Origin of the sequence: Micromonospora sp. LOL_025, from assembly GCF_048060285.1 — a bacterium.
Lineage (GTDB): Bacteria > Actinomycetota > Actinomycetes > Mycobacteriales > Micromonosporaceae > Micromonospora.
This window is the reverse complement of sequence record NZ_JBHMIR010000034.1, coordinates 48,377-60,284: the sequence shown is the minus strand read 5'-3', so window position 1 is coordinate 60,284 and position 11,908 is coordinate 48,377. Positions and strand designations below refer to the sequence as shown.

Genomic DNA, 11,908 nt, shown 5'->3' with positions numbered 1-11,908 from the left:
CAGGGGTGGCAGGGGGTCGGGCCGGCCGTGGTGGTGCGCGGCGTAGAGCACCCCCAGCTCACGGGTCAGGATCCCCAGCGACCACCCGTCGGAGACGATGTGGTGCATCGTCAGCAGGAGCACGTGCCGGTCCGGGGCGAGGACGACGAGACGGCCCCGGAACAGCGGGCCGGCCGCCAGGTCGAACGGGGCGGTGCTCTCCTCCTGCTGGAGTCGGGCCAGGGCGGCGGCGGGATCGGTGTGCCCGGTCAGGTCGTCGAGCCCGAGCGGGAACGCGGCCCCGGGCGGGTCGACGCGTTGGCCCGCCTCGGCGCCGTCGGGCACGATGCGGGTACGCAGGACCTCGTGCCGGGCGACCAGCGCGTCCAGGGCCGCCCGCAGCGCGTCCCGGTCGAGCCGGCCGTCGAGCTGGAGGGCGAGGGGCATGTGGTAGGCGTGACCGACCCTGCCGAGGCGTTCCAGGAACCACAACCGCCGCTGCGCGAAGGAGAGCGGCAGCAGGCCGGACCGCTCCGGCAGGCGCTCGACCTCGGTGGGGGTCCGTGCCGGTGGGACGCGACCGGGGGCCGGAACACGGGTCGGTTTGTCGTCCGGCAAGTGTGCCCCCTCGATTCCCCGCCGGCCCGCCGCGCCACCAGACTGCGCCACCTGACATAGGCCGAAGTGGATCCACAGTAGACGACTCGACAGGCCGAGACCAGGGACCGACGGACCGGTCCGGAGACCTCAATCCGACACGCGGCTCAGACTTTCGGCCAGCGCGTCGGCGAGCCGTCCGTACGCCGCCCGGAGCACGTGCGGCGCACCCGCCGCGCCGGCCCGGTTCGCCGCCGCCAGGGCGTACGCGCGCACCAGGGCGGCCGGGTACGTCCCGGCGTACGCCGACGCGTCGGCCCGCGCCAGGGCGCCCGCCAGCGCGTCGGCGTTCGCGAGGGCGTTGGCGTCGGCGAACGCCTCGGCGTTGGCCCCGGTGCTGAGGTCGGCGTAGTGCGCGGCGAACTCGACCACCTCGTCGGGACCGTAGCCGTTGGCGGTCGCGTAGACCTCGGCGTTGGCGTACGCGACCGCCCGCGCCTCGGCGTACGGGTAGGCGGCCCGGTACAGCGCGCGCAGGGCGGGCCGGAGCGCGCCGCGCCACTCGTCGGCCCCGACCCGGTCGCCGGCCAGCGCCCGCCGGTGCAGGTCACCCACCGCCCGGCCGGCGTCACCGCCGTGCGTCGAGGCGAGCACGCGGGCGTGCCAGTCGTGCACGACCGGGAACGGCACCCGGCCGGCGAGCCGGTCGAGTTCGGCGTCGACCCGCAGACGCCAGACCGGCGCGGCCGGGGCGTGGCCCTCGGCGAGCGCGGCGAGCACCGCCGCCAGCCAGGCCGGCGGCTGCGGCGGACCGCTCACCCGTCCCACCTCGACGGCCCGTCCATGCCGGCGAGGAGGTCGTCGACGTCGTCGTCGGTCAACGTGTCGAGGTATCCCGCGCCGTCGGGCCGAGCCGGAGCGCCGGCCCCCGCCGGTGCGACGCCGGCGGGTGTCGCGTCGGACCCCGCGCGGGTGCCCGCCCCGGCGGCGGTGACCGCGGCGGCCAGCCCGGCCACGGTCGGGTCGTCGAAGAGCGTCCGGACCGGGAGGTCGACCCCGTACGTCGTCCAGACCCGGGCCATCAGCTGGGTGGCCTTCACGGAGTGCCCGCCCAGGACGAAGAAGTTGTCGGCGATCCCGACCGGGCCGGGCAGGCCCAGCAGCTCGGCCACCAACCCCGCCAGCTCCCGCTCCAACGGGGTACGCGGGGCGACGGGCGCCTCGCCGGAGCCGGAACCTCTGCCGGGCGGTGGCAGGGCGCGCAGGTCCAGCTTGCCGCGGGAGGTCCGGGGCACCTCGGGCAGCGCCACGAGGACCGCCGGCACCATGTGCGCGGGCAGGAACCGGCGCGCGTGCTCGGCCAGCCCCGCCGGCGGATCGGTCGCGGGCGGGTCGGTGACCACGTACCCGACCAGCCGCACGCCGTCGTGCGCCACGTCGGACGCGGTCGTCACGACGGCGTCGCGGACCTGCGGGTGGCCGCGCAGCACCGCCTCGACCTCCGCCGTCTCGACCCGGAACCCCCGCACCTTGACCTGCCGGTCGGCCCGCCCCAGCGGCTCGATCCGCCCGCTCGGCAGCCAGCGGCCCAGGTCCCCGCTGCGGTAGAGCCGGCCGCCGGGGGTGAACGGGTCGGGCACGAACCGCTCGGCGGTCCAACCGGGCGCGCCGGCGTAGCCCCGGCCGACCCCCGCGCCGCCGATGCAGACCTCGCCGACGACGCCCGGCGGCACCGGCCGCAGCCACCGGTCCAGGACGTAGACCCGGCTGCCGGTGAGGGCCGGGCCCAGGTCCGGCGGCGCCGACCCCGGCTCGACCTCGGCCCCGGTGGAGTAGACGGTCGTCTCGGTCGGGCCGTAGAGGTTCCACAGGCGCGTGCCCGGCTCGGCCAGGGCGTCGGCGAGGGCCCGGGGCAGCGCCTCCCCGCCGCTGAGGCGCAGCCGCACCCCCGCCGGCACCCCGCCGGCCGCGACCAGCATCCGCCAGGTCGTCGGCGTCGCCTGGAGCATCGTGGCCCCGACCGTGGTGAGCAGCCGGCGCAACCGGTTGCCGTCGATCACGTCGTCGTCGCCGGCGACCACCACCGGCGCCCCGCACAGCAGCGGCAGGAGCAGGTCGAGCAGGGCGATGTCGAACGCGAACGGGCTCACCGAGAGGACCCGGTCGGCCGGCCCCAGCGGGATCATCTCGCGGAACGCGTGCAGCAGGTGCGCCACCGCGCCCTGGGTGACGGTGACCGCCTTCGGCCGGCCGGTCGACCCCGAGGTGAACAGCACGTACGCCGCCGCCGTCGCCGGCACCGCGCACGGTGGCGCCACCGCCGGCTCGGCCCCCGCGCCCGTCGGCTCCGGTCCGGCCAGGTCGAGCAGGGTCACCGACGCGGCCAGCTCGGCCAGCAGCGGCGCGGGGACGGCCCCGCTGTCGGTGACGACCACCCGCACCCCGGCGTCGGCGAGCATCCCGCGCAGCCGCCCCGGCGGATGGGTCGGGTCGAGCGGCAGGTACGCCGCCCCGACCCACCAGACGCCCAGCAGGGCCGGGAGCGGACGCGCTCCCCGGGGCAGGACGATGCCCACGGTCTCCTGGACCCGTACGCCGAGCCCGCGCAGCCCCGTGGCGATCCGGCCCGCGAGCCCGCGCAGCGCGTCGCCGGTCAGCGTCACGTCGTCGTCGGCGATGACCACCCGGTCGCCGACGTCGATCCCGGTCACGAGCGCCGCCGCGGTGCTGCCCGGCGGCGGGAGCGACCCGGACCGGGCGGCCGGCCACACCCGGGTGACGAGGTCCGCCGTCGCGGGGGAGAGGAGGTCCACGTCGCAGACGCGGGTCTGCGGGGCGGTCGCCAGCGCGGTCAGGATCGCGCCCAGGGCGTCGGCGAACCGGCCCGCGCTGGCCGGGGTGAAGAGGTCGGTGAGGTACCGCAGGCGCACCGTCAGCTCGTCGGGGCCGGCGACGGCGGCCAGCTCCAGCTCGAACTTGCCGGTGCCGGTGGGCACCAGCTCCGGCCGCCAGCGCAGCGCCCCCCGCTCCAGCGGCGCCAGGGCCTCCTCGACCGTGCACATCACCTGCACCAGCGGCGCCCGCGACGGCTGCCGCTGTGGCCGGCACAGCTCGACCACCCGCGCGAACGGCAGGTCCTGGTGGGCCTGGGCGCGCGCGGTGGCCGCGTGCAGCCGGTCGAGCAGTTCGGCGAGGGTCGGCTCGCCGTGCAGCGCCGCCCGGATCGCGACGGTGTTGGCGAACAGACCCAGCATCGGCTCGGTCTCGATCCGGGTGCGCCCGGCCACGGGCACGCCGACGAGCACGTCGTCCGCGCCGCTGAGCCGGGACAGCAGGGCCGCGTACGCGGTCAGCAGCACGGCGAAGAGGGTGCTGCCCCGCGCCCCGGCCAGGCGGCGCAGCGCCCCGGCCAGCTCCCCGTCGACCGGCACCGCCACCTCGCCGGCGGCCGGCGACAGCCGGTCGGGGTACGGGTGGTCGACCGGGAGCGGCACCTCCGGCGGGGCACCGGCCAGCTCGACCGGCCAGAAGCGTTCCGCCTCGACGTGGCCGCCCGCGTCGTCGTGCTCCCGCTCCCAGAGGGCGAAGTCCGCGTACTGCAGGGGCGGCTCGGCCGAGACGGGCGGCCGGCCGGCGCGTAGCGCCTCGTAGTCGGCGGAGATCTCGTCGAAGAGCAGCCGGAACGACCAGCCGTCGACGATCGCGTGGTGCGCGACCAGCGCCAGGACGTGCCGCTGCGGGGCGAGCCGCAGCAGCGTGACCCGGGTCAGCGGGCCACGGTCCAGCGGCAGCGGGGTGCGGGCGTGCTCCCGCAGCGCGACCCGGGCCGCCGCCTCCCGGTCCGCCTCGGGCAGCTCGTCCAGCGCCACGACCTCGACGGCGCTCGCGCGGGCGCTGTCGTCGATCACCTGGATCGGCCGTCCGCCGTTGGCCCGGAAGGTGGTGCGCAGGATCTCGTGCCGCTCGACCGCCGCCGCCCATGCCCCGTCGAGCGCGGCCGTGTCCAGCGGGCCGTCCAGCCACACCGCCCACCCGACGTGGTAGGTCGGCTGACCCGGGTCGAGCTGGTCGAGCAGCCACATCCGCCGTTGCGCGGCCGACGCCGGGAACTCGAACACGGCCATCTCAGCGCACCTGCCCGTCGACCGCGACGACCCGCAGCTCGGCGGTGTACCGCCCGTCGGGACCGGTCAGCCAGAGCTGGTCCGGCGCCGGCAGCATCTCCACCACTGCCACCGTGGCGTCGTCGCCGGCGTGCCGGCGGGCCCGGCGGACCGACCGGGACACCAGGTCGACCGAGGCGAGGCTGGTCAGGTCGGCGTGGACCGGTTTCCGCTCGCCCGCGCAGCGCAGGAACACGTGGCGCGGCAGGCCGTGGGCGCCGGCCCAGGCCCGCGCCTGCCGGAACCGCAGCGCCTCGTCGCGGGTGTCGGCGAAGGCGAGGTCGGCGGCGGCGAACGTCCACGCCTCGCGGCTGACCACGAGGGAGTCGATGGTGATCCGGGGCTGGTGCGCCGCCGGGGGCAGGACGCGGAAGAGCTGGGACAGCCCGGCGCCGACCACGTCGCCGAGGACGTGCATCAGGTCCACGTCGAACCGCCCGTCGCGCGACCGTACCCGCAGCCCGCCGGGCGTGTCGACCAGGTCGCACTCGCCGACGCGCAGGCTGCGGCGCGGGTCGTGCCCGAACGAGTCGTGCGCGAACACCAACCGGATGTCGTCGGGTCCGGTCAGCGCGTTGCTCTGCCTGGTCGGCACGCCGCCCTCCTGACCGGTCTCGGCGGGATAGACCGCCCCGGTGCCCACGTCCCGGGCCAGCGCGGCGCGCAGCGCGTCCGCCTCCGGGTGGTAGGCGACCCAGGTGGCGTACCGCAGGGTGTTGACGCCCGGGTGCAGCTCGCCCAGGACCCACTCGTCGCCGGCCCGCATCAGGTCCGGGCTGTGCTGCCGCGCGGTCGGCCAGCCGGGCCGTCCCGGTGGGAAGGCGGCGGCCACCGCCGGGGCCAGCTCCGCCGCGGTGAGCCGGACGCGTCGCCCGCCCGCCGGCAGCGGCAGCACGTCGGCCCAGCGCCGGTGCAGCGCGGCGGTGAGCAGGGCGGTCAGCCGTTGCGGCGGGTGGAACAGCGCCTCGCCGGCCAGCAGCCAGAAGTCGGCCAGCGGGACCACGTCGGTGCCCAGCTCGGCGGCCCGGCGCCGGTAGATGTCCGCGCAGAGGCGCCGGTAGAGCGTCGCGCCGGCGGCGGTGAACCAGCGCGCGCTCTCCAGCACCAGGCCGAGCGCGTCGCGGATCCCGTCCAGGCCCGCCTCGCCGACGCCGACCGTGCCGGCGCGCAGGCACTCCTCGTAGACGGGGGTGCGGCCGGCGTACATCGTGCCGGCGCGCCGGGTGGCCGGGACGCCGGCCAGCCGGGTGAAGGTGGCCTCCAGGTCGGCCATCGCACCGGTCAACCGCTCCGGGTCGCCGGCCGCCGAGGCGAGCGCGTCCCGGGCGGCGCAGAGTTCGTCCAGGGCGGCGAGGGCGGGCCCGCGCACGGCCTCGTCGGTGACCCGGGTCAGCCGGGCCCGCATGGTCCGCTCCGGCCGGGTGTCGTGCGGCGCCACCTCCGGCTGCCAGGCGATCCGGTGGGTCCCGGCCAACGTCTCCAGCACCTCGTGCACCTCCCGCGTCGACCGCAGTCCCGAACCCTGCTCGGCCAGCACGGCCCCGGCGACCTCGTCGGCGTCGCGGATCCCGTCGCAGGCGCGCAGCACCGCCGCCTCGGCGTCGGTGAGCGCCACCGGCGGGGCGAGCGGCACCCGCAGCGTCGTCCCGGCCAGCTCCAGGAAGGGCATGAGCCGGGGTACGAGCCACGGGCGCAGCCGTTTCGCGTACGGCGCCAGCACCGCGGCGACCGCCCACCCCTCCAGGTAGACCGTCCGCCCGGCGAGCAGCGCGGGTGGGTCGGCGGGGTCGACCCGCACGCCGGTGCCCGGCTCGATCCGCGCCCAGCCGACCGGCCCGAAGAAGCCGATGGTGTCGTTCTTCGCGCAGTAGCGCTGGAGGTAGCTGGTGACCAGCGCCTCGTGCTGGCGGTGCTTGGTGTTGCGGGTCGGGTTGCCGGGGCCCCGGCGCAGCAGCGCGTCGACGCCGGTGCGCAGCGCGTGCGGGTTCTGCCAGGCCACCGCCTCGCGGAAGCGGGGGTGGGCCGCCACCGCGTGCAGCGCCACCGTGAGCCGGTCGACCGCCCCCGGGTACGCGGTCGCGTACGCCGCCTCGGCGCGGGCGATGCCGGCCGGGTCCCCGTCGGCCCGGGCCGCCACCACCCGGTCGGCGGCGGCGGCCAGCTCCGCGTCGCCGAGCGGGGCCAGCAGGTCGGCCGGGAGGCCCGCGCCCCGCAGGCAGACGGTCCGCCACAGGGCCCATCCGTCGGTCAGCCGGGCCAGGTGCGCGGGCAGGTCCCGGTCGCTGCGGTGCGGCACCCGGTCGCGGCGGCGCAGCGCCGGCCCCGTCCCCGCCCGGCCGCCGGGTGCCGATCCGGTCGCCGCGTCGATCGCCGCCGCCGTCGCGGCCAGGGTCGGCGCCCGGTAGAACGGGCCCACGCCGAGTTCCACGCCGAACGCCTCGCGGATCCGGAACATCAGCCGGGTGACCGTCAGCGAGTTGCCGCCGAGGGCGAAGAAGCCGGTCTCCCGCCCGATGCTCGCGGGCGGGGGCCCGCCGGGCAGCAGCCGGGACCAGAGCCCGGCCAGCCGGTGTTCGGTCGGCGTGGCGGGCCCGGCGACGTCCGGATCCGTCCCGGCGAGGTCGGGCGCCGGCAGCGCCGCCCGGTCGACCTTCCCGTACGCGGTCAACGGCAACCGGTCGAGGACGGCGAACGCGGCCGGCACCAGGTGGGCCGGCAGCCGGGCGGCCACGTGCTCACGCAGGTTCGCCGGGGTCGGGACCGCCGCGCCGGCCGGCGTGACGTAGCCGACCAGGTGCCGCTCCGGCCCGTCGCCCCGTACGCCCACCGCCGCCGCGGCGACCTGCGGGTGCGTGCTGAGTACCGCCTCCACCTCGCCCGGCTCGACCCGGAACCCCCGGATCTTCACCTGGTCGTCGTGGCGGCCGAGGAACTCCAGCACCCCGTCCGCGCGCCAGCGGACGACGTCACCGGTCCGGTAGAGGCGCTCGCCGGGCACCTGCGGATCCGGCACGAACGCCCGGGCGGTCGCCGCCGGGTCGCCGAGGTAGCCGCGGGCCAGCCCGTCACCGCCGGTGTACAGCTCGCCCGCGACCCCGACCGGCACCGGCCGGCCGCTTGCGTCGAGCACGTGGACGGTGCTCTGCGGCACGGGACGGCCGATCGGCACCCGGTCGCCCACCGGCCCGGCGCCGCTCATCAGGTGGCAACTGGTCAGCGTCGTGTTCTCCGTCGGCCCGTACGCGTTGACCAGCGGAAGCCCGCCGCGCGCGGCGAGCACGGCGCGGACCGCGCCCGGGTCGGCCACGTCGCCGCCGGTGAGCAGCTGCCGCACCCCCGCCAGCGCTGTGACGTCCTCCTCGGCGAGCTGCCGGAAGAGCCCGGCGGTGAGGAAGGCGACGGTGACCCCGCCGGTACGCAGCAACGCGGTCAGCCGGGTGAGGTCCACCGGGTCCGGCGGCGCGACCACCGCCGTGGCGCCGGTCAGCAGCGCGCCCCAGATCTCCCAGGTGGACGCGTCGAACGCGGTCGGGGCGAACTGGAGCACCCGCTCGCCGGGGCCGAGGGTGGCGAAGTCCGGGCCGGTCACCAGCCGCACCACGCCCCGGTGGGTGATCCCGACCCGTTTGGGCGCCCCGGTCGAGCCGGAGGTGTGCAGGACGGCGGCGAGCTGCGACGGGTGGACCCGCCCCGGCGGCGGGCCGGCCGGCGCCGCTTCCCCGGCGGGCGCGTCGACGTCCAGCACCCGGACCTGGCCCAGGTCGGGCAGGCCGGCGGCGGTCGCGGAGGTGGTCAGCAGCAGGCGGGTGCCGGCGGCGGCGAGGAGGCCCGCGATCCGGGCGGGTGGGGCGGCCGGGTCCACGGGGAGGTAGGCCCCGCCGGCCTTGAGCACGCCCAGCAGGGCCCGGAACAGCGATTCGCCCCGGGGGAGCAGCACGGCGACGGGGGACTCCCCGGCGACCCCGTGCCGGCGCAGCGTCCAGGCCAGCCGGTCGGCCGCCCGGTCCAGCTCCGCGTACGAGAGGGTGCGGTCGTCGAGGACCAGCGCGGTGGCAGCCGGGTCGTCGGCCACGCGGGCCGCGAAGACCTCGGGGACGGAGGCGTCGCGGGGGTACGGCCGCCGGGTGGCGTTCCAGGCGGCGCGCAGGGGCGCCTCGCCGGCGGCGCCGAGGTCCAGGTCGGCCAGGCGGGCGTCCGGCCGCTGCGCCAACTCACGCACGGTGTCGTGCAGCTGGGCGAGGATCCGCCGGGCCGAGGCGTCCAGGAGCCTGCTGCCGTCCCACGTCACGCCGAGGCGCAGCTCCGGTTCGTCGAAGGCGTGCACCGTCAGCGGATAGCCGGGCATACGGTGTACGCGGGCCGAGCGCCGGGCCGCCTCCGGCCCGCCCTCGGCCAGGGCGGTGGCCAGCCGCTGCCGCTCGAAGACCAGCAGGCTGTCCAGCAGCGGCGTGTCGGGCGCCAGGCCGGCCTGGTCGAGGATGGTGTGCAGCGGCGTGAGCTGGTGCTCGCGCAGCCGGCGGATCCGGTCCGCCACGTCGGCCAGGAACCGTCGCACCGTCCACCGCGGATCGGGGCGGATCCGCAGCGGCACCGTGTTGAGCAGCAGGCCGACGATCTTCTCGGCGTCCGGGACGCTGTCGTACCGGCAGGATCTCGTGACCGCGAAGGTGACGTCGTCGACCCCGCCGTAGCCGCCGCGCAGCAGCGCCCAGGCCGCGTGGACCACGGCGCTGACGCCGACGCCCGCCGCCGCGGCGGCGGCGCGGAGCCGGTCGGACTCCGGCCGGGTGAGGGCCACCTCGTGCGAGGCGGGCACGCCGCGCGCGCCGGATTCCGCGTCGAGGCGGCCCGGGAGCGCCCGGGGCATCGGGGCGTCGCCGAGGTACCCCTTCCAGAACGCGTCGCCGGTGCGCGGGTCGCGCGTGCCCCACCAGTGCACGAAGTCCGCGAACGGCGGCCGGCGCGGCAGGTCCGGCACCCGACCGGCCCGGCGCGCGGCGTAGTCGGCGAGGACCTCGTCGAGCAGCATCCGCGTGGAGCGGCCGTCGAGGATCGCGTGGTGGAAGGTGACGACGACGTGGTGGTCGCTCAGTGCGGTGACCCGCAGCAGGGGCGCCCGACCCACGTCGAAGGGCTCGTACCGGTCGGTGGGGAGGAAGTCGTCGAGCGTGGTCTCCCGCCACCGCAGGTCCGGCGCCACGGTGGACCGGACGACCTGCGCGACGCCGTGGTCACCGTCGACCTCGAAGGCCGTACGCAGCACCGCGTGCCGCCGGGTCGCGGCCCGCCAGGCGGCGGTGAACGCGTCCCGGTCCGGCGGACCGTCCCACCTGATCGTGACCTGCTGGACGTCCACCCCTCCGGCGGGCCGCCGGAGAGTCTGCAGCACCATCCCGCGTTGCACGGCGAGGGCCGGATACCGCTGGCAACTGTCGTTCATGCGCCCTCGTCCGGTGCGGCGTCAGCCGGTGGCGGCGTGCTCGTCCATCCAACGCCGCAACGACAGCGGCCGCATGTCCGTCCACACCTCGTCGATCCGGGCGAGGCACTCGCCGCGTGTCCCGGTGGTGCCCTCACGCCGCCAGCCGGCGGGCAGTTCACGGTCGTCCCACCAGATCGAGAACTGTTCCTCGTCGTTCACGACCACGGCGTACGTCCGGGTGTCGTCGTCGTCTGCGCTCATCGGACCCCCTTCGCCGGGAAGGATTTCAGCCACGTCGATTCCGTGTCAAGGATCGGTCGATCTTCCGACGTCACGCGGACGTGGGCCGTACGGCCGCCTCGGAGTCCGGTGTGGACGGCGGCGGTGGCGCGTCGGCGCCGGCGTCGATCCGCGACGTCCGGGCGACCCAGCCGACGGCCGGGCCGGCGGCCAGCGCGCAGCCCACGAAGATCGCCGCGACGACCCACCAGCCCCAGCCGCCGGTCTGAATCGCGAGGAGGGTCAGACCCACCGGCGCGAAGACGTCCGCCGCCGAGCTGATCGTCTGTGCCGTGCCGAGGTACACCCCGCGCGACGCGGCGGGCGGCACGTTGGTCTGGACGAACCAGAGCGCCGCCGAGAACCACAATTCGGTGGTGGTCAGCAGCACCACGACGCCGAGGAGCGCGAGGACGGTCCATCCGCCGCCGGTCCGGCCCGCGAGCGCGGCCACCGGGCAGGCGAGCGCGGTGACGAGGGCGCCCCGGCGGATCAGGCGGGCCGCGCCGGGAAGCGAGTCCGCGCCGCGCGACGCGGGCACCTGCAACGTGATCACCAGCACCGTGTTGAGGGCCAGCATCGCGCCGAGCAGCGGCTTGGGGGCGTCGGTGTGGGTGATCGCCCAGAGCGGCAGGATCTCGACGAGGATCACCGAGTGGAACATCATGACGGCGAGCAGCACGGCGGTCGTCACGTAGGGCAGGTCCTTGAGTACCGCCCACCGCGAGGCGGTCGCCGCCCGATCGTGGCGTACCACCGGCGCGGCCGGTAGCCGGGTCACGAGGCCGGCGTTGAGCAGGGACAACGCGGAGTTGAGCAGCACCATGGCGACGAGCGCGGCGGCGGAGTCGAACGCCAGCGCCACCGCGCCGAGCCCGGTGCCGAGGGTGAACCCGGCGTTGAGGTACGAGCGCGCGTACGCCATCGTCCGCACCCGGTCCCCGGCCGGCATGGCGTCGGCGGTGTAGATGGTGCGCCCGGCGTTGGCGAACGAGTCGGTCACGGCGGCCACCACCATCAGCACCACGAAGCCCACGAAGGACGTCACGAGCGGATAGGCGGCGAAGGTCAGCGCCGAGCCGAGCGCGCCGACGGCCCAGGAGCGCTGCCCGCCGATCCGGTCGGCCAGCGCGCCCAGCGGCAGCGAGGTGGCGACCCCGGCGAGCCCCGCGATCGAGAAGCCGATCCCGATCTGCACGGCGCTGAGCCCGAGGACCTCGGTGAAGAACACGATGCTGCCGGTGAGGAAGGTGCCGCTGCCGACGGCGACCATGGCGGACTGGTACGCGATCGCCCGGGGCAGCCCGGGCGGCGGCAGGAGCCGGGACACGGCGAATCGGTGACCGTCCATGGTGCCGGTCAGGCTACCCGGGCGGTCGCCTCCGGTGGCGTCGCCGACCCGGCGCGCGGACCCGGGTCCGGTGCCGTGGGGATGGCGCGCACCGCCGGCCGGCGTGCGGGCCCGCCG

General features: G+C 77.0%; 6 protein-coding genes. All 6 read right to left on the bottom strand.

The window, feature by feature from the left end; all coding sequences use genetic code 11:
- Positions 1 to 597: condensation domain-containing protein (locus ACFHW0_RS27730; protein ID WP_416612286.1), on the bottom strand; the 597-nt coding region annotated here is incomplete at its 3' end.
- A 129-nt stretch (positions 598 to 726) separates the two neighbouring features.
- Positions 727 to 1,395 carry a hypothetical protein gene (locus ACFHW0_RS27725; RefSeq protein WP_416612284.1) on the bottom strand — a complete coding sequence of 223 codons (669 nt, stop codon included), beginning with the start codon at positions 1,393 to 1,395 and terminating at the stop codon, positions 727 to 729.
- Entirely contained in the window at positions 1,392 to 4,700 is a 3,309-nt protein-coding gene (locus ACFHW0_RS27720; protein ID WP_416612282.1) for a non-ribosomal peptide synthetase, read from the bottom strand. Before ACFHW0_RS27720 ends, ACFHW0_RS27725 begins: the two co-directional genes overlap by 4 nt.
- A 1-nt stretch (position 4,701) precedes the next feature.
- On the bottom strand, positions 4,702 to 10,179 hold the full coding sequence (locus tag ACFHW0_RS27715; RefSeq protein ID WP_416612280.1) for a non-ribosomal peptide synthetase: 5,478 nt from the start codon (positions 10,177 to 10,179) through the stop codon (positions 4,702 to 4,704).
- Positions 10,180 to 10,200: 21 nt separating this feature from the next.
- Positions 10,201 to 10,422: an MbtH family protein gene (locus tag ACFHW0_RS27710; RefSeq protein WP_334609053.1), complete on the bottom strand. Its 222-nt coding sequence runs from the start codon at positions 10,420 to 10,422 to the stop codon at positions 10,201 to 10,203.
- Positions 10,423 to 10,492: 70 nt separating this feature from the next.
- Positions 10,493 to 11,791 carry an MFS transporter gene (locus ACFHW0_RS27705; protein ID WP_416612278.1) on the bottom strand — a complete coding sequence of 433 codons (1,299 nt, stop codon included), beginning with the start codon at positions 11,789 to 11,791 and terminating at the stop codon, positions 10,493 to 10,495.
- Positions 11,792 to 11,908 lie beyond the last annotated feature (117 nt).

Excerpts from the sequence above, each read along its gene's own strand:
- ACFHW0_RS27705 (WP_416612278.1), bottom strand. The coding sequence starts at position 11,791 with ATGGACGGTCACCGATTCGCCGTGTCCCGGCTCCTGCCGCCGCCCGGG.
- ACFHW0_RS27710 (WP_334609053.1), bottom strand. The coding sequence starts at position 10,422 with ATGAGCGCAGACGACGACGACACCCGGACGTACGCCGTGGTCGTGAAC.
- ACFHW0_RS27720 (WP_416612282.1), bottom strand. The coding sequence starts at position 4,700 with ATGGCCGTGTTCGAGTTCCCGGCGTCGGCCGCGCAACGGCGGATGTGG.
- ACFHW0_RS27715 (WP_416612280.1), bottom strand. The coding sequence starts at position 10,179 with ATGAACGACAGTTGCCAGCGGTATCCGGCCCTCGCCGTGCAACGCGGG.